Source organism: Hydrogenophaga crassostreae, assembly GCF_001761385.1.
In the GTDB taxonomy this organism is placed as follows: Bacteria; Pseudomonadota; Gammaproteobacteria; order Burkholderiales; family Burkholderiaceae_C; genus Hydrogenophaga; species Hydrogenophaga crassostreae.
On the sequence record NZ_CP017476.1, the window covers coordinates 3,881,406 to 3,906,567 of the forward strand.

Here is a 25,162-nt window from a genome sequence, read left to right on the forward strand (position 1 = left end):
ACAAGCCGCGTCAAGGGCTCGTGACCGGCCAGTAGAAACTGTCCGGTAGCGCGCGGGCGCCGTAGATGGCCTGCCCGACCCGCACCACGGTGGCGCCCTCCTGAATCGCGATCTCGTAGTCGCCCGACATGCCCATGGACAGCTCATCCAGCGCCATGCCCTCGGGCAGCTCCTGACGCAGGCGATCCCGCAACTGGCGCAGACGGGCGAAGCAGGGCCGCACCCGGTCGGCTTCGCCCGACATCACTGCCAGTGTCATGAGGCCCCGCACCCTCAAGGCAGAAAACGCCGACAGGTCGCGCAGAAAGGACGCGACATCGTCGGGCGCCAGTCCGTACTTGCTCGCTTCACCCGAGGTGTTGACCTGCACGAACACATCCAGCGAGCGACCCTCGGCCTGCAAGTGCCGGTCCAGGGCCTGTGCCAGACGCAGGCTGTCGAGCGCGTGAAACTCGGCGGCGAAGTGCGCCACCAGCTTGGCTTTGTTGGTTTGCAGATGGCCAATCACCGACCAGCGCAGGTCGCTCAGATCGGCCATGTCTTGCCATTTCCGGTGCGCCTCCTGCACCTTGTTTTCGCCCAGCATGCGGCAACCCGCTGCGTACGAGAGCCGGATGCTGGCCTCGTCGACCGTTTTGCTGACCGGCAGCAGCCGCACGCTGGATGCACTACGGCCGACGGAAAGACAGGCGCTTTCGATACGGGACCGAACCATGGCCAGGTTGTGCACGAAGTCGTTCACCGACGTGGCTTTGGGGTAGCGACCGTGTTGATCGTGCCGGGTTGGCGGGGTCAGCGGCGCGGGCCTGGGGGCATGTTGATCGGTCATGAGCTGTTCCTTTTGGTGGGGCATTGTCATACCGAATGCGATCGGTGCGCGTATGGTTATCGACCGAAATGACCCAGCCAGAATCCGCCTGCCCTTGCGCCACAGGAAGGCATGTGGCTTTTCTTGTTCCGCCCGCACATCAGACGCGGATCCCCGTTTCCCTTGTTGCCTGCGGCCAGGTTAGAACACCCCCACGATTGACACGAGCAGTGAGCCTGTGCAAAGGTCGCTGTCCGGGAATATGGCGCCGAGGAACCGATGGGCCTGTTGATCAGGCCGCGTCAGACAGCCGGATTTGGAGAACCGTGATGACCGCAAACCACCAACCCGACTGGAACCCCAGGGACCCCGATGTGCTCGATGACCAACTGGCCGCGTACGACGCGATGCGCCTGCGGTGTCCAGTGGCCCACAGCGAGTATTTGTGGTGGTCGCTGTTCCGTCACGCGGATGTGATGCGCGTGCTGAAAGACCACGAAACCTTCAGCAACGCCGCCTCCAACCACCTCTCGATTCCCAATGCGATGGATCCGCCAGAACACACAGGCTACCGCCGCATCATCGAGGCATACTTCACGCCGGAGCACATGGATGCGTTTGAACCTGTGTGCCAGGCGATTGGCGACACGCTGGTCGCCCAGTTGCCCCGGGGCGAGGCCTTCGACCTGATGACCGAATGTGCACGGCCGTTTGCGCTGCGCATCCAGTGTGCCTTCATGGGCTGGCCCGACAGCCTGCATGAGCCCCTGGGCCAATGGGTCGCCAAGAACCACCGCGCCACGCGGGCGGGCGACCGGTCGGCGATGGCCCAGATCGCCCTGGAGTTCGACGGGCATATCAAACAGCAACTGGTGTTGCGGCGCGATGCGGGGGAACAGGCGCCCGGCGACGTGACCACCCGGCTGCTGCACGAGCGCATCAACGGCAGGCCTCTGAGTGACGAGGAAATTGTGAGCATCGTGCGCAACTGGACGGTCGGGGAACTGGGCACCATCGCCGCCAGCGTGGGCATTCTCGTGCACCATCTGGCCAGCCATCCTGCGCTGCAGAAACAGCTGAGACTGCAACCCGGCGATCTGCCGGCCGCCATTGACGAAATACTGCGCATTCATCCACCGCTGATCGCCAACCGGCGCATCACAACCTGCCCGGTTGACATCGGTGGGCAGCATCTGGAGGCGGGCGAACGTGTGACCCTGATCTGGGGGAGCGCCAACCGCGATGAAGCCGTGTTTGGCGATCCCGATGCCTTTGACCCCGAGCACAACGCGGCCAACAACCTGCTGTACGGTGCCGGCGTGCATGTCTGCCCGGGGGCGCCGCTGGCGAGACTCGAACTGCACTTGCTGATGCGGGCGCTGTTGGCGAACACGCGCGAGATGGCGCTGAATGCGGGTCAGGCACCGCTGCGGGCGAGCTTCCCCGCCAGTGGTTTCACTGCGTTACCGGTACGCCTGCTGTAGACCTTGGCCCCGGGCGACTGCCCTGCGCACGCGGTGTTGACTCAGGCTGAGGCTCGGGCCATGGCTCAGCGGGCCGGGCTGGTGGCGGCGCGTGCTGCCTTCTCGCGCTCGACGCGATCGGTCACATCGCGCGCCACAGCCACCGAACCCAGCACCTGATCGGCGGCGTCGTGGACCAGGGCAAAGCTCATCTCGATGTACAGCTTGCGGCCCGACTGGTGCAAGCCGCGGGTCAGCGTGGCGTGGCCATTCAGCCGCAGTGCGCCGCCGTTCATCGCCGCCTGGAAGCCGCGCCAATGGGCGGCGCGCAAGGGCGCGGGGATCATCAGGTCCAGGGTTTGCCCGATGGCATCGGCGGCACTGAAGCCGAACACCTGAACCGCACCTGTGTTCCAGCGCTGGATACGTCCTTCGCGGTCGGCATAAATCACGGCTTCGGCGATGTGTTCAACGATCGCGTCGCCCAGTGTCCAGCTGTCGGCTGTCTGGGTTGACATGGGGGCCTCCCGGTGTCACGTTGGAAATTCAGGTCAAATCGATGATCAGTGCGGCATCGAAGCGTTTGTTTTCGACCTCGCCTTTGGGCGCATAACCACGCGGGTTGGCAAGCACCCGTGTGCGGCCAAGGTGGTAGTCACAACTGTGGTGCACATGACCGTGCAACCACAGCTCGGGTTGCCAACGCTGAATCTGCGCCTCCAGATCGGAGACAAAACAGGCGTTCAGTGCGGAGCCGAGAAACTGGGGCGCGATGCTGCCGCGGGCCGGTGCGAAATGGGTGATGACCACGGTGGGCCCAGCATGCGTCATGGCGAACTGGCTTTCCAGCCAGGCCACCGAGCGGTCAAACAGCAGTTGCGACACGGCGGGTGTGAACAGCTCGTCGAAGTCGGGTGAGACACGGATGCGGGCAAAGTCGCGCACCATCGCACTGGCCTGTTGCAGGCCTTTCTCGCGCTGCTCTGCTGAATCGAACAAGCGGTAGTCGGACCACAGCGTGCAGCCCAGAAAACGAACGCCCTTGTGAAACCAGACATCGTTTTCCAGCACGCGCACCGAACTGCCTTGGGCCTGGCTGCGCAGCGCCTGCATGGTGCCGACCAGATCACCACCATAGAACTCGTGGTTGCCGGCGACGTAGAGCGTGGGCTTGTCACCGAACTGCCGCGCCCACTCGATGGCTCCGGCCGGACGGTGCAGGTCGCCGGCGAGCACCACCACATCGGCATCGAGGTTTGGCGCGGGCATGGTTTGCACCGAGAGGTGCAGATCGGACATCAGGGCAATTTTCATGTGGCTATTCTTGAATGCCGAGGAGGCTCAGCATAGGCCACGGCATTGCGAATTCTGCATCACAGCCAGCGGGCATCCAGTCTGTGCGCGCTCAACGCTCCAGGTGGTCGCGCTTGTCCTTTACCTCGCTCCAGTCATCGGCGTCGGGCAAAGCGGGCTTGGTCCGCGTGATCGGCTTCCACTTGAGTGCCAGCTCGGCGTTCAGCGGCGTGAAGTCCAGTTGGTCCCTGGGCACGTCTTCCTCGGCGAAGATCGCCGCGACCGGGCACTCCGGCACACACACCGCGCAGTCGATGCACTCGTCTGGATCGATCACCAGGAAGTTGGGGCCTTCGCGAAACGCGTCGACCGGGCAGACGTCAACGCAATCGGTGTATTTGCAGCGAATGCAGCCCTCGGTCACCACAAAGGTCATGGTGGTGGCTCCCGATCAGCCGCCGCAGGAGCCACAGCAGGAGTCCACACCGTGCACAGGCTTGGTCGCCAGTGGTTTGACGATCTGCACCCGCCATTGCTCGGGCCCATTCTCAAGCAGGTTCCAGTTGAAGGCCCCGAAAAGGCCGCTCTCGAACTGGCCTAGCAAGGGCTGGGGGTTGTGATCGTTGATCAGCTCCATTGCTTCGCCAGGCAACAAAGCTTTGAAGGTTGAAAACACCAGAGGGTGGCGTTCGCGGGGTGCCAGCGCGCGCAGGTCAACGGTTGGGGCGGCAGTGGTGGTGGTGTTCATGAACGGGGCTCCCGAGGTTAAGGTGAAAGCGAAAGTGCAGTGGAAAGGAACAAATGGTGTCAGCCGTCTTTGCCATCGAGACGGGTCTTGAGCAGCCACGGCGCATAGATGAAGAGGTAAATGGCAAAGGCCACGGACCAGGCGGCCGCCGCGATCACGAGAGCCATCGGCAGCCACTGTGGCACTGCCAGCGGCAGCAACACGCGCACGGCAGCGGCGAGCATCACGAGCACGTAGGCCGCGATCTCCGGACGCGAGACCTGCAGCGGGCGCCCGGTGTGGCCGCGCGCGGTGCGGGTGAGCATGCCGATGATGAGACCGGCGGTAGCGCCTATGGCCAGTGCATGCACGCCGGCTGATACGGCCACCCAGCCGAACTGGGCTGCGGCCAGCAAGGCCAGGCCAAGCGGGATCCAGGCATAGGCCAGGTGCAGGATCCACAAGATCGGACGGTGCCGTGTGATCAAGGGCCGCCATTGCAGCAACCGCAACACGTGTGCCACCGCCGCCAATGACAGAACCAGACCACTGACCATGTTCCAGGCCGCCGAAGCAGGAGCAACGGCCCACAGCAACAAAGCCACCGCGGTCAGCGCCAGCGCAGCACGTTCGACCGACAGGCCCACATTGAGCTTCAGCCCCGGCGTGGCGCTCATGGTGAAGGCAGGGATCACCCGGCCGGCGATCACGCATTCGATCATCACGATCAGCGAAAGGGCTGCGTACAGAGGGCTCAGGGCAGAGAAGTCGAAAGCGCCGATCACCGTCAGGTGAAAGGCCCCATTGGCCAGTGCCAGCAGCATCAGCATCGCAGCCAGCGGCAGATTGCGCCGGTTGCGGGCACGCAGCAGCAACGCCGTGAGCACGGCGGCCACCAACGGCAACAGCGCCAGGTCGAGCACCGCGTACAGCGCGTAAGGGCCCGTGACGGCGGCCACACGGGCCGCGAGCCACAACAGGGCAAGCGCGCCCAACGTGGCACCGCGCGGCGTGGCCAGACCCGTCCAGGCCTTTACCGCTGTCAGCAGGAATCCCAATATGACAGCGATGGCAAAACCAAACAGCATTTCATGTGCATGCCACAGCAACGGCGGCAGCGCCATCACGGGCTGCCATTGACCGAGGAAGATCGCCACCCACAGCGGGATGGCCAGCAACGCGAACGCCGCCGCTCCCATGTAGAAAGGCCGAAACCCCAGACGCAGCAGCGGCCAGCCTGGCGGCGGCGCGGCTTCTGCTTTTCCGGGTGGCGAGGCGTGGATCATCAAAGCGGACATCGTGTGGTCGGCATCTCGGCGATGGTCAGTTCGCCGCGAAGGCCTTATAAGAAGTATGTTGAATGCATCTTATACCCAAATCGCCTTTAAAGAAATATACTCAATGCCTCTTTAGGGGTATCCATGCGACTTGCCGAGTACACCGACTACACCTTGCGCGTGCTGATGTACTGCGCGGCCCGCCCGCAGCAGTTGGTGACCATCAGCGAACTGGCCGATCACCACGGGGTGTCCAGGAATCATCTGATGAAAATCGTCACCGATCTGGGCCGCCAGGGGGTGCTGGAAACAACCCGTGGCCGTGGCGGCGGACTGCGTCTTTTGAAAGACCCGGCCCAGTTGCGCATCGGCGACGTTGTGCGCGCCTCGGAGACCGACTTTCGCCTGGTCGAGTGTTTCGACCCGGGCACCAACCAGTGCACGCTGTCGCCGACCTGCCGCTTGAAAGGCCTGTTCAATGCTGCGCTGGGTGCCTACTTCAGGGAGCTCGACAGCATGACGCTGGCCGATATCGTCGAGCCCGCGCCGCAGTCGGCCTCGGTGGGCGCAGCGTCATTGCGCCGCACTGCCGGGGGAATTCCAGTTGCAGCGCCTCGAAGCCTCAGAAAACCCACCGCCAAAGGGCGTGCCCCTGCATGAGCATTGCCTGTGTGGACCGGTACCGCAAAGCATGCACACCCACTGATCCAGGTTTTTCACTGCCTGACGCCCGGCGTCGGGTTTCATTGCCACCCGCTCCAGGAGCCGTCATGTCACAACCTCACCTTCACCTGTCGCCCGACACCATCTACCCATTCGACGCCCGCGGCGTGGCCAAACGCTTCCGGCACGCCGCCATCTTCGGTGCGCTCGACACCCTTCAGCAGGGAGAGACCATGCGCTTCGCCAACGACCACGATCCGTTGCCACTGCTGTCGCAAATTGCGCAGCGCTACGGCGATCGCATCGCGATTGAATACCAGCAGCGCGAGCCTGGCACGATCGTGATCGACTTCAGCGTGCGCTGAACGGCACAGCGCTTGAAGGCGCCCTTGGGGGGCACAACTCACGTCCCGCGCCGCACCATCATTTCCTTGATCTTTCCGATGGCCAGCGCCGGGTTCAGTCCCTTTGGGCAAACGTCGGTGCAGTTGAGAATCGTGCGGCAACGGAACAGCCTGTACGGATCTTCCAGGTTGTCGAGGCGCTCACCGCTGGCCTGATCTCGGCTGTCGACAAGAAAGCGGTAGGCCTGTAGCAAGCCCGCAGGGCCAACGTACTTGTCCGGGTTCCACCAGAAGCTCGGGCAGGCGCTCGAACAGCAGGCACACAGAATGCACTCGTACAGCCCGTTGAGCTCATCGCGTGCCTCGGGCGACTGCAGGCGCTCTTTCGCGGGTGGCGGATCCCCGTTGATGAGCCACGGCCGGATGGAGTGGTACTGCTTGAAGAAATCCGTCATGTCGACGAACAGATCACGAACCACTGGCAAGCCCGGCAGTGGCTTCAAGACAATGGTCTTCGGCAGCGAATGCATGCTGGTCAGGCAGGCGAGCCCGTTCTTGCCATTGATGTTCATCGCGTCCGAGCCACAGACCCCCTCCCTGCAAGAGCGCCGGTAACTCAAGGTGGGGTCGACGGCCTTCAGCTTGTTCAGCACATCGAGCAGCATGCGGTCGCCGGGATCGACCTCGAATTCGTAGGTCTGCATGCGCGGGGATGCGTCCTGGTCAGGGTTGTACCGGTAGATTTGAAACCTGTGCATATCCGATTCTCCAGACATAAAACCCGTCCCCACCTGATTCCATCATAGCGTTGCTGGCCTGCGTTGGCAGGGCCGTTTGCAGCGCCTAGGTCGGGCGCTGTTGATTGCCTCCCGGCAACACGCGCGCCTGGCCTACGCCCCTTCGTCGGGGTGCGTGCAAATCAGCGCCTTCGCGCATGGACTCGATGGCCAGCCGGTCAGGCCTTTTCAGTTCAGCGAACCCTGGAGCCTCTCATGGCCGCCATCGCCAACTGTTCACATCGCTTCGCGTCCACTGGCTGGCCAGCCAGTCTGAAGCGGTCTGCTGCCGCTGAAAACCGGCTCGCCGCGTCATCGGCGTGTGGCGTCCGCACAGCAGCGATGTGGCCCCGCACCTCGTCATGTGCGGCGTGCCAGGCCGGCAGCCGCATGACCACATTGGCCAGGTAGGCGCACTGTTGTTCATGCTGCTCGGCAAGCTCCAGTTCACCCGCTCGCGCAGCGGCGATCGCCGCAGGCACGGCAAAGGTGATGCGGCAGCCGGGACAGGTTTCCAGCGGGCCGCGCACCGAAAGGCTGGCGTCTTCCATCACGTACAGCGCGGCTGCGGGATCATCCCGGTGCAGGTTGATGCGGGTGCCGTAGATGCGGTCCATCAGATGAAAGCCGACGTCTGTCTGGCGCGCCACATCAAGTGCTTCGTCGATCAGTGCGCGGGCCTCGCCACGTTGACCCTCATGCAAGGCCAATTCGGCCAGGCGCTGCAGCGACAGGGCCTCACCCACTGGACCGCCAATGGCGCGGTGCAGGCGGGCCCCTTCGCGCAGGTGCTCGCGCGCCGCAACCAGATCGCCCGACAACCACTCGGCCTCGCCGCGCAGGGTCTTTCCAAATGCGTGACCGCGCGCGGCGCCCAGGCGCAGGGCTTCAGTGGCCAGTGCATCGGCAAACTCGATCACCTCGGCATAGGGCCGGGCACCGTACAAAAACCGCTGGGTGATGCACAGGTGGCCGTCGAAGACACGCAGCGCCAGGTGAGGCACGTGGCTGGTTTCCTGCAGGTCGGCCCACACGCTGCGGTGCAGTTCGCCTCGCGCGTGTGCTGCGGCCGCCTGGGCCCACGATGCAATGACCAACGAGGCGGTGTCGCCCGATTCCAGCGCCAGTCGGCGCGCCTCGGCGGCTTTGGCGGTGCCCATGGCCGGGTCGGCGGCCCCGAGCGCGGCCGCGCCTGCATAGGCGAGTGCTTCGCTCAGCCGACCGTCTACCGAGGTTGGCAACAGGCCTTGCAGCGCTTGCAGCGCGCCCTTGGGATCGCCTTGCTTGACCTGTGCCAGCGCCGCTTTGGCGAGCAGGTTCTGGCTGTCGGGTTCACCGGCGGCCTCGGCGGCCAGCCGGTAGGCAGCCATGGCGCCCAGGTCGCCCATGGCATCCAGCGCTTCGGCGCGCAGGCACAGCGCTTCGATGTGCCCGGGCTGAAACGCCAGCGCCGGCGCGAGGTGGCGCAACGCATCGCTGAAAGCCGCAAGGCGCGCGGCGTCGCGCGCGGCGGCCAGCAACCAGGGCAAGGCGTCGCCCGGCCGGCCGGCTTCGAGCCAATGGCGGGCGACATGGGCCGGTACGGCGTCCATGTTGGCCAACTGCAGCGCGATCTCGCGGTGCATTCTCTGCCGATGGTGGGGCGGGACCTGGTCGAGCAGCGCCTGGCGCACCAGTTCGTGGCGGAAGCGGTATTGGCCGCTCGCGAACACCAGGACCCCGGCCTGCAACGCGCGGTCGAGTGCGGCATGGGTGGGCACCAGGGCCAGAGTGGCCAAAGCCTCCACCGTTCGCACGCTCCATTCGCCGCCGCTCAAAGCCAGCCAGCGCAGCAGCGCCAGCGCCTCCGATGGCACGTCGCACAGCCGCTCGGTGATGGCCTCGGCGGCGTTGACGGGCAGGCGCTTGCCGTCGCCGCCCTGACAACGCGCCAGTTCGATGGCGGCGAATGGATTGCCGTCGGCTGCCTGCACGATGCGCGCCACCCCGGCGTCAGGCAAGGGCGCGGCCAATGCAAGGGTGACGAGGCGGCGGCTTTCTTCGGTGTCCATCGGTGCCAGCTCAAGCAGACGCAACACACCGGCACGCTGCAGCCGAGCCACACCGCGCGCCAGCGCCGCGGTGACCTCCATCGGCCGGGTGGCAATGAGCAGGCACAGCGGCCCACCCGCCATGGCCAGTTGCACCAGCACCTCGACATCGGCGTCATCGATCAGGTGGGCATCGTCCACTTGCAACAGGATGTCGGTCCCGGGCGCGGCCGCCAGCAGCAGCCGCCGGATGGCCCCGACCACCTGGTGGCGCCCCAGCGGGCCCTGCGGTTCGTTGGCGGGTGAGGCCAGCGGGCTCAGCAAGGCCAACACGGCACGGGCCGGTGCACCGATGCGGTCGAGCACGCTGCGGTCTTCGAGCATCACGCGTTCGGCAATCGACGCCATGGCGCCATAGGCCCGGCCGGCTTCTGCCGCGTTCAGCCGCAAAACGGTCCAGCCCCGGCGGCGCGCCTGGGCGCCGATTTCACCGCACAGAGCGCTCTTGCCGATACCGGCTGGCCCGCGCAACACCATGCCGCCGGGCCGCTGGTCGACCGGCATGCCAAGCCAGGCCGTCACCTGGCCGAGCACCTGCGCGCGCCCCACAAAGGCGGGCCCGTCCGCCTGCAGGCCGGCCACGCAGCGCTCATACAGCGCCTCTGTGCGCGCATCGGGCGTTACGCGCAACGACTGCTGCAGTGACTCGCGCAGGCGGCTGTACCAGCGCAAGGCGGCGGCGCGGTTGCCCGCTTCGAGTTCGCGCTGCATCAAGGCCCGGTGCGCGGCTTCATCGGTCGGCTCGTGCTGCGCCAGGCGTTCCCACTGGGCGCTGGTGCGCAGCAGATCCAGGTGGAGCGCGCGCAGGCGTTCGCGGTGGGTCTCGGTCCAGGCCTCGTAGCTTGCGCCGGGCAGCAGATCGCCGCCGTAGTCACTCGCCACATCGGCGCAGTCGGCCGGGTCACGGTGCTGCAACGCTGTCCGGGCCCGTGCCTCGAAAGCATCGGTGTCGACCACCATCAGGCGTTCAGACCAGAGCAGCAACTCGCCGCTCTGCAGTGTGATGCCGTCGTGTCGGCCCAGCGCCTGACGGGCATGGTGCATGGCCTTGCGCAGGTTCGCGGCGCCGGCCTCAGGGTCGAGTTGCGGCCAAAGCGCGTCGATGGCGAGGTCGCGAGAGATCCGGTGGTGCGGCTGCAGGCTGAGCAGCTGCACCAGGTGGGTGGCGCGCAAGCTGGGCCAGTGATCTGCGTCGATGACCTTGCCATCGATGGCCGCTTCGAATCGCCCCAGCAGAGCGATGTCGAGCTGCGAGGGCGGATCACCAGCATCCAGGCGAGGCAAAAGCGTTTCCATGCCGGTCAGTCTGAAGCAGTTGCGGGGTCTTCGCAAGGACCTTCAGCGCGAGGAACAGTTGAGGAACGCTGCCTCGCCAAGATGCATTCAGCGGGTCAACTCCGGCCCGCCCAACACATTTGGAGCACACCATGAACGCCAGACAAATGACCTTCCCCTTGCCCGGCAACGGTCCCGCCGTTTTGACTCTGCCACAAACGCTGGCACCAGAGGCCCTGCTGGAACTTGAGCACTCGCTAACGACCGCGCTGCGCAATCTGCAACGCGAGACCCACGCCGAGGCACTTGAGCCAGGACACATCGAATACGCGTCCTGGCTGCAACGCCTGGCCGCCATGGCCCATTGACGAATTGCCGCATCCCGCAACCCGCTTCGAATCCACCATTGACCCATCCAAGGAGAACGACATGAGCGAAACCACCACAGCCACTGCATCCACTTTGTACGACCGCCTGGGGCGCAGGGATGGCATCACACGGATCACCCACGAGCTGATGAAGAACCACCTGGCCAACCCCCTTGTGAACACCCGTTACAGCCAGATCAAGGACATGGACCAAACCGAGCGCAACGTGGTCGACTTCTTCTGCGCCGGCTCGGGCGGACCCAACACCTATGCCGGCAAGGACATGCTGAACACCCACCGGGGCATGAACATCGACGAGCAGGAGTTCGTCAGCGTGATCGACGACGCCATGGCGGCGCTGACGACTTGCGGCGTGGAGCCACCCGTTCGCAACGAGGTGCTCGGCGTGCTCTGGTCGATGAAGGCCGAAGTGGTCCGGGTCTGAGCCATGCGCCGCATGGGAAAAGTCCCAACCGTCCATGCGCAAGCCGGCTGCCGCTTCCCTGCCAGGTTGGCTTTCGGCTGGAAGCGGTCGCTCAATCAGCGATGTGAAATGACTACCGTCGGCAACATCAAACCACGTGCAGCGCGCGCAGTGCCGCGGCCTGCGCCAGCGTGTCGCGGTATCCCGCCGCGATGGCGCGCTCACGGAAGTCGCGCGAGAGGTTGACCCAATAGCCAAAATCGGGTTTCAGTACCAAGTTGGCCAGCGCGCCATCGGTGTCCACCAGGGCCTTCTTGCGCAGATCCGATTCGCGGTAGCGCTGGGCACCTTCTGGCGCGCGGTCGATGTGTGCGGTGGCGTCCACCGCGATCACTGTTTGCGCGCCCAGCGTCCTGGCAAGCCGCACCGGCAGGGGCATGCTCCAGTCGGGGTCCACATAGCGCTCGCCCCGAATACGAACGGGTGCAAACTGCCCTTCAATCGCGGCCGACGCTTGCACGGCCAGTCCCACATCGCCGGCGGTGAAGGCCACAGGCACACCATCGCGCAGACGGGTGGCCACGCAGGCCATGGCGCAGGGCATGCCCTCCAGCAGTCCCACGGGCGAATGGGAGCGAACGAGATCGGCCACAGCTTCGCCGCTCAAACGCTCCTGGGCACCCATGGCCCAGCGAGCGACGCTCAGCGGTTGCAGGTCCAGGGCGAAGGCTTCGAGATCGGCGGCGCTCACGCCTGCGGCAAACAGGCTGCCCACCATGGCCCCCGCTGAGGCCCCCACGATGAGGTCGGGTTTCAGCCCCAACTCGGCCAGTGCCTTGATCACGCCCACATGAACAAAACCGCGGGGCCCTCCCGAGCTGAACACCCAGGCGACACCCGGGCGACGCCTGAGCGGCTGGGCGCGTGGCGCGTCGGGCCCGTTGTGGTCCTTGTCGGGGTTGAGCGTGCAAGCGCTGAGCGCTTGGGCGGCAACCGCTGCGCTTGCGGCATGCAGACAGCTTCGTCGGCTCAGCATGGGCTTATTGCCTGGCTTTGGCGGCGGCCACGGCATTGGCCAGCTCTTCGCCGGTTTTGTAGTGCGGTACGCGAAAGACCAGGCGCCTGGCGCGCTGCACGAAACTGTTGCCGCCCTTGACCTCATCGGCCCAGTATTTCTGGGCGAGCGCAACGTTGCGGGCTTCGTCGAGTTCAAAAGCATCTTTGCTGGCTTGACCGCCAAAGATGTAGAGCTTGCCGTCGATCATTTTCCAGGTATCCGCATCACCGCCCCAGGGAATGGCATACACCAGACCGTCGGCACAGTAGCCGCCAAACTGGGGTTGAAACGCTGCTGGCGACTGATCGAATCTGGTCTTGCGCCCGGCACTGGCGAAATGGAAAGTCACACCTTCATAGACGCTCTTGAACCGGGCCTGCCCCTGTTCGAATCGCCCATCCGAAAAATAGGCCACCACATCAGCGCCCTTGAGCATCACACGCGCATCGGGTGGGATTTCAACCGCGTTCACGGGCTTGAGCCCTGAACCCGGGTTTTGCGCCGACATCGCGCCACAACCGACCAAGCCCAGCAATGCGCCCGCCAACGCAACGCCACCCAGCAGCCGGCGCGGGTGAAGGCCTCGATGCGAAACGTGTGAAACCCGGGGATTGTGCGGTGATGCCGAGGTTCTTTCTGCCGTGCAGGCGCCCAGCACAGGGCGGAAAGAAGCAGCGGCGGTGTTGTTGTTCATGTGTTCCCCTTGGCAGCCGAACCAGAAATGGGCAGGCCTGCCGCGCAGGGCGCCACAGGGGTATGCGTTGTGGGACTTGCGCCAGCGTGAGAAGTTTCCCGATCAGCGTCGATCGGGTGAGCAGCGTATTCGGCATACGGCGCAGGCCAGCCCAACAAGGCGCTCGCACGCTCACAACGCGCGCGCAGATCGGCCGCGTCGCGTCCGCCCAGATGGGTGATGCCATACCGGTAGCTGCCCAGCCATTTGAAATCGCGCTGAATCGATCCCACCGACTTCGGATAAGGGAACAGCAGGCCGTCAGGAAAGGCGGCGGCAAAGGCACCCGCCTGCGCATCGGTTGGCAGCGTGACTTGCTCAGCGGGATCAAAAACCCGGTACACAAAACTGGCAGCAGCGCCCGCACTGGGCGCTTTGCGCGGCACGCTGGCAGGGTCCCTCCCATGTGCCAGGGCCAAGGCCATGGCGTGCATGTCGACGCCCTGCACGCGCAGGTACAGATCGGCATACTGCGATGCCATGCGGGGGTTGAACTCGATCACCGTGAGCCGGTCGCTCACGGCATCGTAGAAAAACTCCATATTGAACAGCCCATGGGTAAAGCCCACCTCGGCCAGAAAGCGGCGCGCCACATCCAGGGCGCGGCCCTGAACCGAAGCAGGCAATCGCGACGGCACTTCGTGGCGCATGAAGGCCTGGGTATCGGGAAACATGATGGCGTCGACCACGCCGACGGCATGCATCTCGCCCTTGAACACATAGCCGTCGAGGTTGAACTGGTCGGCCCGGGCCGGTTCTTCCAGCAGCATGCGGTGGGCGCTGGGCACATCCGCGCCCAGGCGCTCACGCGCCATGCGCTCAAAAGGCTCGACCAGACGGCGAATGACCCACAGCTCCCACCAGCCAAAACGGGTGTGCTGATGCAGCTCTTCGTAGCTGTCGACCTGCCGGGCCAGCACCGAAAACGCCGCCTTGATCGGCTTCACAAACAACGGGTAGGTCAGGCCTTGGGGAACCGGCGCACCGTATTCGGCTTCGAGCAACTGAAAGTGCACATTCGCTTCGGGCGCTACGCGTTGCAGCGCCTGTCGCGCATAGAGTTTGTGTTGACAGGCCAGAATCGCGGCCACCGATGTGCCGGGCCAGCCCATGCGTTCTGCCAGCAAGGCGGCGGCAAGTGCGCCGAACTGCTCCTGGTTGGACGTCACACCCGTCCAGCCTCTGGCTTTGGCCTGGCGCGCCAAGCGGTCCACAAAACGGTTCATGTCGAACCAGGCCAGGTGCGCGTTGCTGGGAAAAGAAAACAGGTCAAAACCCGCCTCATCAAACACCAAACCACGCTCCGCGGCCAGGCGCTTGTGGGCAATGGCGTCCCAGTCGTGGTTAAAAAGCACCAAGGTGCGTTCTGCAGATGTCATAGATTTTGAATGGATTCTCAACGCTGCGCCGCACCCGATCGCACTGTGGCCACCGTCTGAACCGCCGACCCGTCTTTCATGGGTCGACCGACGCCCCATTCTCTTACAAGAATATAAGCATGCCGACTTACAACCAGTTTTCGCCAAAGCGCGCCGGTATCGGCCTGAGGCGATGCGGTGTTGCCTGGTGTGCAGGCCCCGCCGCAGGTGGGTCGTGCGGCAACCCCTATGGCAACAGGCGAAGCAACTGCCCCTTGGACGAATCGGTGAGCAGGTAAATGAATCCGTCCGGCCCTTGGCGCACATCGCGCACGCGCTGTTTCAGGTCGGGCAGCAACTTGTCTTCCTCCTGCACCTGCCCGTTCGCCAATTGCAAACGCGCCACATAACCAAATTTCAGGGAACCCACCAGCAGATTGCCTTGCCAGTCTTTGCCATAGCGATCGCTGCTCACAAAGGCCATGCCCGATGGCGCAATGGACGGCACCCAGTAGTGCACCGGTTGCTCCAAGCCAGCTTGCTGCGTGATGCCCGCCCCGATGGCGCCACCGCCGTAGTTCTCGCCATAGGTGATCACAGGCCAGCCATAGTTTTTACCGGCTTCGGGATGGTTCAACTCGTCGCCGCCTTGCGGGCCATGCTCGATGGTCCACAAACGGCCATCGGGGCCGAGCGTGGCACCTTGCAGGTTGCGGTGCCCATAGCTCCAGATCTCAGGCAAGGCGCCCGGCTTTTTCACCAACGGGTTATCGGCGGGTGCGCTGCCATCCTTTTTGAGCAGGCGCACGATCTTGCCGAGGTGGTTGTCCAGCGTTTGCGCATCGTCTTTGCGGCTGTAGCGGTCGCCCAACGTGAGGAAAAGGGTGTTGGCATCGGCATCCACAATGCGGCAGCCAAAATGGGCGCGACTCACCACTTTGGGCCGCTGGCTGAACAACACCTTGACCCCTTCCAGGCGGCTCGCATCGTCAGACAGGCGCGCAGAGGCCAGCGCCGTCGAGTTGCCCGAAGCCCCCGATTGCGCAGGCTCCGAATAGCAAAAATAGACCGTGCGGTTCCTGGCGAAATCGCGGTCGGTGACCACATCCAGCAAACCGCCCTGCCCTGTGGCCTCGATCCGCGGCAAGCCTTCGACTGGCGGGCCGATGCGGCCATCGGGCTGCACCACGCGCAAGCGCCCCGGCCGCTCGGTCACGAGCATGCGACCACCACCAATAAAGGCCAGCCCCCAGGGATTCTGAAACCCCTGGGCCACCAGTTCGGTTCGCAGGTCGTTGCCCGCCCCGGCAGCCACATTGCAAAGCAATGCCAGCGCCCACAGCAAACCAGGTTTGATCAACGAACGAATGGTGCCCATTTCGGTGCTCCTAGCCAAAAGGCCTGATGCCGAACCAGGCGGCATGCAGCCAGAAAACAAACGCCAGATACACCGCGATGCCCCCGACGATGGCAATGAAATCATTGGCGCGACTGGCCGGCAAAGCGGGCACAGCCCGCAGCCCACCCGCTGCCGCACGCCGCTTGAGCGAAATGCGATCGGCCACCGCCCAGGCCAGGAAACCGCCGAAGAGCAACACATCGGCCAGCGAGCCGCCCGTGACCGATTGGGCCAGCAGATGGGCCAGGGCCCACAGCTTGACCGCCAGCAGCATCGGGTGTTTTGCCGCCCGTTGAATGCGGCCGGGCAAGTAGGCGGCAAACAGCAGCACGAAAACCGGCAGCATCAACAGCGCCGCCAGATGGCGAAAGCCGCCCGGCATGGCATAGAGCATCACCGGCGCTTCGCGCGAGAGGCCATAACCCCAGATGATCAAAACAAAGCCCGCCAGCGACACCAGCGAATAGACCCCTTTGAATGGCCCCTCGCCGAAACGCTGAACCAGCCGGTCACGGCCGTCCGGGGAAACAATGGAGAGGCAATGAACACCGAGGAACAGCACCAGGCCCAAGATCAGATACGCCACGATTTTGCTTTCATTTGATGAACTGGCCCCGAACGGGATGCCAGGAGAAGCGGTCACTTTAGCGCGGCAGCGGTGACAGCACCATTGCGCCAGCACAAAACCTTCAACTCGGGGCACAGCGGGCAGGCGCCACCGCTCTGTCACAGTGGGGAAGCACCCCAACGGGAATTTCCCTGCATCATTGGGCATCACCGACACCCGCAACGCCATGCCCCATTCAACTGCTCACGACTCCCTGCAATCCATCGGCGCCACCGTGTTCGAGCGCGGCTGGCTGTCTTCCAACAACGTCCTGATTCAGGGCGACGGTCCTTCGGCCCTGGTCGATAGCGGCTACAGCGCTCACGCGCCACTTACCCTGTCGCTGGTGCAGGCGACCTTGAAGGCCCAGCCGCTTGACCGGCTGCTCAACACCCATTTGCACAGCGACCACTGCGGTGGCAACGCGCTGCTGCAAGCCAGTTACCCTGCGCTGCAGACCCACATACCGCCCGGCCATGCCGACGCCGTGGCCGAGTGGGATGCAGACACTCTGACCTACACGCCCACCGGCCAGACCTGCCCGCGCTTTACCCACCAGGGCTTGCTCATGCCGGGCGAAACCATTCAGTTGGGCTCCAACCGCTGGGAAATCCACGGTGCCAAAGGACACGACCCTCATTCGGTGGTCTTGTTTCAGCGCGAGGCGGGGGTGTTGATTTCGGCCGATGCACTGTGGAACAACGGCTTTGGCGTGGTGTTTCCCGAGCTGGAGGGCATCGATGCGTTTGATGAAGTCGGCGAGACGCTCAATGTGATCGAAGCACTGCAACCGCGCACCGTGATTCCAGGCCACGGCCCGGTGTTCACCGACGTAGAAGAAGCGCTGGGCCGCGCACGCAGCCGCCTTGCACAGTTCCTCGCTTCACCGGCACACCACCGGCGCTATGCGCTCAAGGTGCTGGTGAAATTCAAACTGCTGGAATGGCAAACCATATCCAAGAAAAACTTGCTGGCATGGAGCCGCCAGACGCCCTACATGCACAGCTTCATGCCCGAAGAAAACACGCCAGCCAGCGACCAGGCCTGGCTTGACGCCTTGCTAAACGACCTCGCGCGCAGCCAATCGCTGCGCATCGAGGGCGATCAGGTGATCAACCTCTGATCAAAGCTCGAGCACCAGCAGCGGCGACCTGGCCCGCGAGCAACAGGGCAGAAACTGGTCGTTGACCGCCTGCTCTTCTGGCGTCAGGTATTGGTCACGGTGATCAACCTGGCCTTCGAGCACACGGGTCAGGCAGGTACCACAAACGCCCTGCTCACAGGAGGTCATCACTTCCATACCCGCATCGGCCAGGGCCTTCACCACCGTGGTGCCCACAGGCACGTTGACCAGCAAGCCCGAGCTCGCCAGCTTCACCTGAAACGGCGTGTCGCCTGCTTCGGTTTTCACCTCTTCGCCCGCAAAAAACTCACAATGCAGTTGCGCCTCGGGCCAGCCCGAGAGCTTCGCCTGGTCCAGAACCGCGTTGATGAACCCTTTGGGGCCACACACATACAGGTGACAGCCCGCCTCGGGATGGGACAGCAGCGCAGCGATGTTCAGCTTTTGCTCTGGCGCGCCCGCGTCAAAGTGGAATTGCACGCTGGAAGCCAACCCCGAGCCTGCCAGGCGATCAAAAAAGGCCGTGCGTTCACGTTCGCGGGTGCAGTAGTGCATCTCGAATGCAGCGCCCTGGCTGGCAAGCTGTTCGGCCATGCACAGCAGCGGCGTGATGCCGATACCACCGGCCAGCAACAAGCTTCGCCGGGCGCCGGGTTCCAAGGCAAAGTGGTTTTTCGGCGCACCGATTCGCAACACATCACCCTCGTTCACCAGGTCGTGCATGGCCTGCGACCCACCACGCGAGGCCGGATCGCGCAGAACGCCCAGCAGGTAGCGGTGGGTTTCCGAGGGGTGATTGCACAAGGAATACTGACGCACCAGTCCGTTGGGCAGATGCACATCGATGTGGGAACCAGCGGTGAACGCGGGCAGCGCCTTGTCACTGGCGCTCACCAGTTCAAAGCTTTGAATACCCAGCGCCTCTTCCACCTTGCGCGCCACGCGCACCGCGATCGTCGCCTCGGTGTTCATGCGCCAGCGCCTTCGGTTGTGGCGGCTTGTTCTTCGGCGAACAAACGCTCGATCACACGCCTTGACTGCACACCACCGGCATCGATGTTCAGGCTGAGCAATTTGCGCCCGGGCCAGGCCAGCAGGTTCTTTTGCTGGCGCTCCAGCATCTCGAGGTCTTCTGAAAAAATCTTGCCCTGGCCTTCCTGGATCGATGCGGTGAGAGCCTCGTCATGAGGCTGAAAATGGCGCGCCATGCCCCAGAAATACCAGATCGAAGTTTCACTCTCAGGGGTGATGAAATCCACCACGATGCTGGACGCCTTTTTGTCGGCCGGCGCCTCGTAGCCGCCGTTACCCGCCAGCGCCACACCCACTTCAATCATCACGTGACTCGGCGGCGTGAAGTGGCACACCTGCCAGCGGTCCACCAGGCCGTCGTCGGGCAGCTTGTTGCCTCGCAAAGCCATCTTCCAGAACGGTGGCGCCTCGATGCCGTTCATGAAGCGGCTGGTGATCACTTCATGGCCTTCGGTACGGGTGACGCAGGGCGTCTCGTCGATCTCGGACTGGCCAATGCTGCTGGCGTGTACATAGGTTTCGTGCGTCAGATCCATCAGGTTGTCGACCATCAGACGGTAGTCGCAATTGATGTGATAGAGCCCTCCGCCGTAGGCCCATTCCGGGTGGTTGGCCCAAGGCAGATCGGGAATGGCGTCGCGATCGGCCTTCCCGGCTTCGCCCGGCCAGACCCAGATGAAGCCATGGCGCTCCTCCACAGCGAAGGCCCGGATCGGTGAGAAACCGCGCACGCGCTGGCCCGGCATGGCGATTGTTTTGCCATCACAACCCATTTCCAGGCCGTGGTACCCACACACCAGCTTGCCATCGACCACCTTGCCCAGTGAAAGCGGCGCCCCACGGTGAGGGCAAAAATCCTCCAGCGCAGCCACACGGCCGTCGCCATCGCGGTAAAACACCATGGCTTCGCCACAGATTCGGCGGCCCAATGGCTTGTCGGCAATTTCGCTGGGGGTACAGGCCACGTACCAGGTATTTCTGAGGATCATGGTGTCTCTCTGTTCGGTCTACTGGGTTAAATTGGATCCAATAATAGCCAGTTTTGGAACATAATGCACGAATGATCTCAGAATTGGATCCAATAGAGAACGATGCCAGCGCCCTCAGCGTGGTGGCCGTGCTGCGCAAAATGATCATCGCTGGCGACTACGCTGCGGGTGAACGGCTGGCTGAAATCCCGGTTTCCGAAAGATTGGGGGTATCGCGCACGCCCGTTCGCCTGGCGTTTCGCACGCTGGAACAAGAAGGCCTGCTGGAAAAAACGGGCAAACGTGGCCTGGTTGTTCGGGCCATTTCTCAGGCCGACGTGCAATGCGCGATCGAGGTGCGTGGAGCACTGGAAGGACTGGCCGCCAGGCGCCTGGCCGAACGCGGCCTCTCCGCCGATCAAAGGGAAACCTTGCGAGATTGCGTAACGCAAGGCGCAAAGCTGCTGGCCAAAGGGCATTTGCTGGAAGACGACATCGGCGCATGGAGCGCACTCAATCAAACCTTCCACCGCACCGTTGTCGAAGGCACCGACAGCCGCGTGATCGCCGACGCCATTGCCCGCAACGACCACCTGCCTTTTGCTTCCGCCAGCTCGATCAGCATTGACCGCGATGCCTTGCCCCATGAATACGAAAAGCTGCGGCTGGCGCAATCGCACCACGCACTGGTGCTGGACGCGCTGGAACGCAGGGAGTCGGCGCGGGTGGAAATGCTGATGCGCGAACACGCCTACGTGGGTTTTCGCTACGCCAGCCTGATCGCAGAAAACGCCCGGCACACCCACAGCGAAGCGGAGTGTTGAGGGTTGGGCCTGCGGGCGCTATACACCCAACAACGCAGACAAGCCCCCTTCGGCCACGAACCGCCCTTCGCGGTAGGTCAGTCGCGTGGTCGCGCCAGGCCAGGCGATCTGCGGCAACAAATGCTCCGGATCGCCGGGGTAACAAATCACCCGCTCGCCATCCACATCGAAGGGCCGCGGTTCGATCAAAGCGGGCACGTTGTTGCCCGCCCAAGCCAACACGGCTGGCACCGACCCCAGAAAAGACAAATGGCTGAGACTCATGATCTGCGGTGGCGCCAGATTGATCTCGCCGTTCCAGGAGCGCTCAAGGGCCGCCTGAGGCGTGAGCCAGACTGCCTCGGTCGCTTCCCGCTCGCAGTGTTGGGTCAACTGGCCGGCAGGCGCCACGGCCACAAAGAACCGCGTATCAAACCGCTTGCTCATCATGGACGGCACGCGCGGCGTCACCCAGCGGGACCATGGCACCAACGCCGAGGCGGCCCAGGGCTCACCCACAGCCTGCATGGCCTCAACGAAATGGGCGCCCTGCTCCAGAGAAGCCCGCATCGCGCCCACCGCATCGGCCTGTACACCCGAAGGCGCACACAACACCAGACCACACTCTTCAAAGGTCTCGCGAATCGCAGCAGCGTAGAGGCCCAGCGTCAGGCCGTCATCGAGATCAGGTTCATTCAGCGCTTGACGACAAACCAGGGCCGAACGGTCCCAGGTTGATTCGCCCACCGCCTGATCGGCGGCGTCCACCTTGCCACCCGGAAAGACATGGGCCCCCCCAAGCACACCCGAATTGGCGTGGCGCCGCATCATCAACACCTCCAGCCCCTGGGCCCCATCACCTTCACGCACCACCATGACGGTGGCCGAGGGCAAAGGCGGGGTATCGACAGCTTGGGAGTTGATTTCAAAGGCCATGACGAGATTGTCAGGGTTTCGCAACCGTTTTTGCTGCGCCTGCGCGACCAGGTACCGCAACGGCTTCGCTCGCTCAGGCTAAAATCAGGGTTACCACTCCCGGAGACTTGGGTGAGCGGTTTAAACCAGCAGTCTTGAAAACTGCCGACCCGCAAGGGTCCGTGAGTTCGAATCTCACAGTCTCCGCCAGAATGCTATGAAAGACGGGCCCTCGCGGCCCGTTTTGCATTTCTACCCATCGTTTTACCCATCGTTTTACCCATCGTTCAGCGTGGCACGTTGTGACACCTCCCGAACCAAAGGCGTACCCTTCTGCGCTGAAGGCTGGGTCTGAACGAATGGATCAGAAACAAGAGCTGTTCCTCTTGCACCCGACTCTGTGAGTGGGTGCGATCAATCCATTGCCTGATCTCGGCCCTCAACTTTCAGTGACGGATAAGCAGCGATTGCCGTCGGTCGCGGCCGGTAGCTGGGTTCACGGTCCCAGGCACGAAGCCGTCATCGGCTTACCTGCCAGCACGGCAGCATCGATGACCGATATCGCGGGGGCAGCAGGTACTTGTTCAAGCCGCGGTCGAATGTCAGTTGCTCGGAGGGCTGAACTCACACTGTCGACCCACAGCTGAAAGTCGGCGCAAAGCAAGTTTGCCAAAGAGAGGTCTCAACTGGTGCAGTGGCGAATCGCAAACCGATACATTAGTAGGCAGACACGAAACCTTGTTGGATCGTCGCCTGAAATTCGCCGTCTATGAACACCCTGTTGTTGATCTGGTCCCGACACGAGCCCGAATTGCGCGCTTGGCTGCGCGCCAGAATGTCGGTCCCGAGCGATGTGGAGGATGTACTCCAGGACAGCTTTGTCAAGGCCATGCGCCAAGGTGATCGCGTATCGGAGGTAACCCAGCCTCGCGCGTGGCTCTTTGAGATCACGCGCAACACCTTGATTGATCGACTGAGGGCCCAGAAGCCGCTGGCACCCTTGCCGACCGGTTGGGAAGAGCTGCCGGAGGAACCGAAGGACCTGGACACCGTGGATGCCCTGGTGGCCTGCGTGCCCAGGGTGCTGTCGGAGCTGGACGCACAGGACCGCGAAGCCATCGAATTGTGCGATTTGCAAGGCATGGCCCAAGCCGAATTTGCCCGGCTTAAGGGATTGAGCCTGCCGGCCGCCAAATCGCGGGTGCAGCGGGCTCGCCAGCGCATGCGGGAACGCATGGCGCTGGGCTGCCAGGTGTCTTTCGATCCCAGCGGTCGAGTCGACGATTTTGTGCCCCGGCCACCTTTGTCCGAAGATTCCTGACCCAGAAAATCCGGGTGAAGTAAAGCGCCCGTGACCTGAGCACTTTCTGGTGAATTCGCCGCCGACTCGCGCCTTCACGTCTGTGTGATGTGCAAACCGCCTGGATGAGTGGCTCATCAAAATTATTTTTCAGCCGACCTGCATCTTTTGGACGTGGCCAACGTCTTCGAGGGTATGACAACCCTCACCACATCCCTTTGGAGCTGGCCCAAACGCCAACCCGTCGTTTTTCTGGTCACTGCCGTTGCGATCTGGCTCGGCCTCTACCAGTTGCTGATTCCCTTCTCCGAGGCAGCGGTGGCGATGCTGGCGGTAGAGCGCCAAAGCCATCTGGGCAGCGCGTTTCAGTTTTTCTTCTACGACACACCCAAAGTGTTGCTACTGCTGACGGGGGTGGTGTTCGTGATGGGCATGGTCAACACCTATTTCACACCTGAGCGGACCCGTGCGCTGCTGGCCGGTCGCACCCACGGTGTGGCCAACGGCATGGCCTCGGCGCTCGGGGTGGTGACCCCGTTTTGCTCTTGCTCGTCGGTGCCGCTTTTCATCGGTTTTGTACAAGCTGGCGTGCCCCTGGGCGTGACGTTCTCTTTCCTGATCACGGCGCCCATGGTGGACACCGTGGCTCTGACCATTTTGTTCTCGCTGTTTGGCTGGAAGGTGGCGCTGTTGTACCTGGGGTTTGGCATGGCGCTGGGCATCGTTGCAGGGCTGATCATGGGCGCCATGAAGCTGGAGGGTCATCTGGAGGACTGGGTACGCGAAATGCCACAGGTTTCATCCGACATGGAGGCGCAGCAACTGAGCTTGACCGACCGCGTGGCCGCAGGCATGGCTTCGGTGCGCGAGATTGTGGGCAAGGTCTGGCCTTATGTGCTCGGCGGCATCGCCGTGGGCGCGGGCATCCATGGGTTCGTGCCCTCTGAATTCCTGGCCTCCTTCATGGGCAAGGATGCGGCCTGGTGGTCGGTTCCGCTGGCGGTGGTGATGGGCGTTCCGATGTACGCCAATACCGCTGGCATCCTGCCTGTGATTGAGGCTCTCACAGCCAAAGGTGCCGCCATGGGCACAGCGCTGGCCTTCATGATGAGTGTGGTGGCGCTCTCTCTGCCCGAGATGATCATTCTGCGCAAGGTGCTCAAGCTGCGCCTGATCGCCATCTTCGTGGGCATCGTGTCGCTCGGCATTCTGTCCGTGGGCTTTCTTTTCAACGCTGTGCTTTAAGCCCTTTGCTTCCCTCCCATTTCGTTTTTCCACCCCACCCGAGGAGACAACCCATGAACGTCAACCGCGCCGCGAACGCTCTTGCAGACCTACGGCCAACTCGGCCATCGGTCTGCGTGATTTGGACACCTGCGGCACGGCCGCCAGCAGAAAGCGCTGCTGAACCCGGAGGCCCCACAGCATGAACACAGCGTTTTTCAAGACCGTCACCCTTGTACTGGGTCTGTCGTCTGCGGCCTGGGCCCAGGCCGTCGAAGTGAAATTCGAACCCGTGGCGCCCAACGTGTACGCCCACGTGGGCGACATCGAGGGACGCACCTACGAAAACGAGGCGCTCAACGCCAACATCGGCCTGGTGGTCACACCTGCTGGTGCGGTGCTGATCGATTCCGGCGCCAGCTTTCAGGGCGCCCGCCAGATCGCCGAGGCGGTGAAGAAAGTGACACCGCAGCCGATCAAGTGGGTCATCAACACCGGCGGGCAAGACCACCGCTGGCTGGGCAACGGTTATTTCAAGGCCCAGGGCGCAGAACTCATCGCCCACGCCGATGCCGAGGCCGACATGAAGGCGCGCGGCCCCGAACACCTGCGCGTCAATGCGCCTGTGCTCAAGGAGAAGATGGACGGTACCGAACTGACTTTGCCCACGCGTTGGTTGAAGGATGCCAACACGAAGCTGGAACTCGGTGGCACGGTCATCGAAGTGGTGCACCGCAAGGGCGGCCACACACCCGGTGACAGCATGGTCTGGCTGCCGCAGAGCGGCGTGGTCTTCACCGGTGACGTGGTCTATGTGGACCGCATCCTGGGCCTGCACCCGGTGAGCAAGACCAAGACCTGGGTGGAATCTTTCGAGGCGCTGGAAGCCCTGAGCCCGAAGGTGGTGGTGCCTGGTCACGGCAGCGTGACCACGCTCGCGAAGGCCCAGGCCGATACCGGCAACCTGCTCAAGGCCCTGCGCGCCCACATGGGCAAAGCGGTGGCCGATGGCACCGACATGAGCACGGCCATCAAGAGCTTCGATGCAACCCCCTACAAGCATCTCAAACACGTGGACGTCTGGCTCCCCCAGCTCTCCAACCTCACTTATCTCGAAATGGAACAGGAGTAGATC

26 protein-coding genes and 1 tRNA gene are annotated in these 25,162 nt (G+C 63.4%); 11 read left to right on the forward strand and 16 right to left on the reverse strand.

Annotation, left to right across the window (positions count from 1 at the left end; genetic code table 11):
* Positions 1 to 10 precede the first annotated feature (10 nt).
* A complete protein-coding gene (locus LPB072_RS17860) occupies positions 11 to 829 on the reverse strand; it encodes a YggS family pyridoxal phosphate-dependent enzyme (RefSeq protein ID WP_066086321.1) in 819 nt (272 codons plus the stop codon).
* A 308-nt stretch (positions 830 to 1,137) separates the two neighbouring features.
* Here LPB072_RS17860 and LPB072_RS17865 point away from each other — a divergent pair, with 308 nt between their 5' ends.
* Entirely contained in the window at positions 1,138 to 2,292 is a 1,155-nt protein-coding gene (locus LPB072_RS17865; RefSeq protein ID WP_066085440.1) for a cytochrome P450, read from the forward strand.
* A 65-nt stretch (positions 2,293 to 2,357) separates the two neighbouring features.
* On the opposite strand, the gene LPB072_RS17870 is transcribed toward LPB072_RS17865, so the two are convergent.
* The 5 genes from LPB072_RS17870 to LPB072_RS17890 all read right to left on the reverse strand — a co-directional run bounded on the left by LPB072_RS17870 (position 2,358) and on the right by LPB072_RS17890 (position 5,589).
* Positions 2,358 to 2,789: a PAS domain-containing protein gene (locus tag LPB072_RS17870; RefSeq protein ID WP_066085438.1), complete on the reverse strand. Its 432-nt coding sequence runs from the start codon at positions 2,787 to 2,789 to the stop codon at positions 2,358 to 2,360.
* Positions 2,790 to 2,817: 28 nt separating this feature from the next.
* Positions 2,818 to 3,585, reverse strand: a complete 768-nt coding sequence (locus tag LPB072_RS17875) for a metallophosphoesterase (RefSeq protein WP_066085435.1) — start codon at positions 3,583 to 3,585, stop codon at positions 2,818 to 2,820.
* 91 nt (positions 3,586 to 3,676) lie between these two features.
* Complete coding sequence (gene fdxA / locus LPB072_RS17880) at positions 3,677 to 4,000, reverse strand: ferredoxin FdxA (RefSeq protein ID WP_066085432.1); 324 nt, start codon at positions 3,998 to 4,000, stop codon at positions 3,677 to 3,679.
* Between the two features lie 15 nt (positions 4,001 to 4,015).
* The gene (locus LPB072_RS17885; protein WP_066085430.1) at positions 4,016 to 4,312 is read right to left on the reverse strand and encodes a DUF2249 domain-containing protein; all 297 of its coding nucleotides are present in this window, start codon (positions 4,310 to 4,312) and stop codon (positions 4,016 to 4,018) included.
* Between the two features lie 59 nt (positions 4,313 to 4,371).
* Positions 4,372 to 5,589 carry an NnrS family protein gene (locus LPB072_RS17890; protein WP_066085427.1) on the reverse strand — a complete coding sequence of 406 codons (1,218 nt, stop codon included), beginning with the start codon at positions 5,587 to 5,589 and terminating at the stop codon, positions 4,372 to 4,374.
* Between the two features lie 123 nt (positions 5,590 to 5,712).
* On the opposite strand from LPB072_RS17890, the gene LPB072_RS17895 reads away from it, so the two are divergent.
* Entirely contained in the window at positions 5,713 to 6,228 is a 516-nt protein-coding gene (locus tag LPB072_RS17895; RefSeq protein ID WP_066085424.1) for an Rrf2 family transcriptional regulator, read from the forward strand.
* Between the two features lie 110 nt (positions 6,229 to 6,338).
* Positions 6,339 to 6,596, forward strand: a complete 258-nt coding sequence (locus LPB072_RS17900) for a DUF2249 domain-containing protein (RefSeq protein ID WP_066085421.1) — start codon at positions 6,339 to 6,341, stop codon at positions 6,594 to 6,596.
* 38 nt (positions 6,597 to 6,634) lie between these two features.
* On the opposite strand, the gene LPB072_RS17905 is transcribed toward LPB072_RS17900, so the two are convergent.
* Positions 6,635 to 7,333: a succinate dehydrogenase iron-sulfur subunit gene (locus LPB072_RS17905; protein ID WP_066085418.1), complete on the reverse strand. Its 699-nt coding sequence runs from the start codon at positions 7,331 to 7,333 to the stop codon at positions 6,635 to 6,637.
* 212 nt (positions 7,334 to 7,545) lie between these two features.
* Positions 7,546 to 10,737 carry an ATP-binding protein gene (locus LPB072_RS17910; protein ID WP_066085415.1) on the reverse strand — a complete coding sequence of 1,064 codons (3,192 nt, stop codon included), beginning with the start codon at positions 10,735 to 10,737 and terminating at the stop codon, positions 7,546 to 7,548.
* A gap of 131 nt (positions 10,738 to 10,868) precedes the next feature.
* On the opposite strand from LPB072_RS17910, the gene LPB072_RS17915 reads away from it, so the two are divergent.
* Together LPB072_RS17915 and LPB072_RS17920 are read left to right on the forward strand one after the other, a co-directional pair.
* Positions 10,869 to 11,084 (forward strand): hypothetical protein, encoded by a 216-nt coding sequence (locus LPB072_RS17915; RefSeq protein WP_157559352.1) that lies wholly within the window; start codon positions 10,869 to 10,871, stop codon positions 11,082 to 11,084.
* Positions 11,085 to 11,145: 61 nt separating this feature from the next.
* A complete protein-coding gene (locus LPB072_RS17920) occupies positions 11,146 to 11,529 on the forward strand; it encodes a group I truncated hemoglobin (protein ID WP_066086319.1) in 384 nt (127 codons plus the stop codon).
* 127 nt (positions 11,530 to 11,656) lie between these two features.
* Here the strand turns inward: LPB072_RS17920 and LPB072_RS17925 are convergent, their stop codons facing one another.
* From LPB072_RS17925 to LPB072_RS17945, 5 genes are all read right to left on the reverse strand, one after another.
* On the reverse strand, positions 11,657 to 12,544 hold the full coding sequence (locus LPB072_RS17925; protein ID WP_096349027.1) for a patatin-like phospholipase family protein: 888 nt from the start codon (positions 12,542 to 12,544) through the stop codon (positions 11,657 to 11,659).
* 4 nt (positions 12,545 to 12,548) lie between these two features.
* Positions 12,549 to 13,259, reverse strand: a complete 711-nt coding sequence (locus tag LPB072_RS17930; protein ID WP_231943288.1) for a YHS domain-containing (seleno)protein — start codon at positions 13,257 to 13,259, stop codon at positions 12,549 to 12,551.
* Positions 13,256 to 14,677 (reverse strand): ATP-grasp domain-containing protein, encoded by a 1,422-nt coding sequence (locus tag LPB072_RS17935; protein ID WP_066085403.1) that lies wholly within the window; start codon positions 14,675 to 14,677, stop codon positions 13,256 to 13,258. The genes LPB072_RS17930 and LPB072_RS17935 overlap by 4 nt, the downstream gene beginning before the upstream one ends.
* Positions 14,678 to 14,903: 226 nt before the next feature.
* A complete protein-coding gene (locus LPB072_RS17940; protein WP_407927767.1) occupies positions 14,904 to 16,034 on the reverse strand; it encodes a PQQ-dependent sugar dehydrogenase in 1,131 nt (376 codons plus the stop codon).
* A gap of 10 nt (positions 16,035 to 16,044) precedes the next feature.
* Complete coding sequence (locus LPB072_RS17945) at positions 16,045 to 16,641, reverse strand: NnrU family protein (RefSeq protein WP_066086308.1); 597 nt, start codon at positions 16,639 to 16,641, stop codon at positions 16,045 to 16,047.
* A gap of 208 nt (positions 16,642 to 16,849) precedes the next feature.
* On the opposite strand from LPB072_RS17945, the gene LPB072_RS17950 reads away from it, so the two are divergent.
* Positions 16,850 to 17,785 carry an MBL fold metallo-hydrolase gene (locus LPB072_RS17950; protein ID WP_066086305.1) on the forward strand — a complete coding sequence of 312 codons (936 nt, stop codon included), beginning with the start codon at positions 16,850 to 16,852 and terminating at the stop codon, positions 17,783 to 17,785.
* Here the strand turns inward: LPB072_RS17950 and LPB072_RS17955 are convergent, their stop codons facing one another.
* Together LPB072_RS17955 and LPB072_RS17960 are read right to left on the reverse strand one after the other, a co-directional pair.
* Positions 17,786 to 18,757, reverse strand: coding sequence for a PDR/VanB family oxidoreductase (locus LPB072_RS17955; RefSeq protein WP_066085400.1), 972 nt, complete (start codon positions 18,755 to 18,757; stop codon positions 17,786 to 17,788).
* On the reverse strand, positions 18,754 to 19,806 hold the full coding sequence (locus LPB072_RS17960) for an aromatic ring-hydroxylating dioxygenase subunit alpha (RefSeq protein ID WP_066085397.1): 1,053 nt from the start codon (positions 19,804 to 19,806) through the stop codon (positions 18,754 to 18,756). The genes LPB072_RS17955 and LPB072_RS17960 overlap by 4 nt, the downstream gene beginning before the upstream one ends.
* Before the next feature lie 71 nt (positions 19,807 to 19,877).
* Between LPB072_RS17960 and LPB072_RS17965 the strand changes: the two genes are divergently transcribed.
* Positions 19,878 to 20,609 carry a GntR family transcriptional regulator gene (locus LPB072_RS17965; RefSeq protein WP_066085394.1) on the forward strand — a complete coding sequence of 244 codons (732 nt, stop codon included), beginning with the start codon at positions 19,878 to 19,880 and terminating at the stop codon, positions 20,607 to 20,609.
* 18 nt (positions 20,610 to 20,627) lie between these two features.
* Here the strand turns inward: LPB072_RS17965 and LPB072_RS17970 are convergent, their stop codons facing one another.
* On the reverse strand, positions 20,628 to 21,524 hold the full coding sequence (locus tag LPB072_RS17970; RefSeq protein WP_066086302.1) for an NUDIX hydrolase: 897 nt from the start codon (positions 21,522 to 21,524) through the stop codon (positions 20,628 to 20,630).
* Between the two features lie 101 nt (positions 21,525 to 21,625).
* Between LPB072_RS17970 and LPB072_RS17975 the strand changes: the two genes are divergently transcribed.
* From LPB072_RS17975 to LPB072_RS17990, 4 genes are all read left to right on the forward strand, one after another.
* A tRNA-Ser gene (locus LPB072_RS17975) sits at positions 21,626 to 21,713 on the forward strand.
* A gap of 559 nt (positions 21,714 to 22,272) precedes the next feature.
* A complete protein-coding gene (locus LPB072_RS17980) occupies positions 22,273 to 22,824 on the forward strand; it encodes a sigma-70 family RNA polymerase sigma factor (protein WP_066085391.1) in 552 nt (183 codons plus the stop codon).
* Between the two features lie 174 nt (positions 22,825 to 22,998).
* On the forward strand, positions 22,999 to 24,048 hold the full coding sequence (locus LPB072_RS17985) for a permease (RefSeq protein ID WP_066086300.1): 1,050 nt from the start codon (positions 22,999 to 23,001) through the stop codon (positions 24,046 to 24,048).
* A gap of 181 nt (positions 24,049 to 24,229) precedes the next feature.
* Positions 24,230 to 25,159 (forward strand): MBL fold metallo-hydrolase, encoded by a 930-nt coding sequence (locus LPB072_RS17990; protein ID WP_066085388.1) that lies wholly within the window; start codon positions 24,230 to 24,232, stop codon positions 25,157 to 25,159.
* Positions 25,160 to 25,162: the final 3 nt, after the last annotated feature.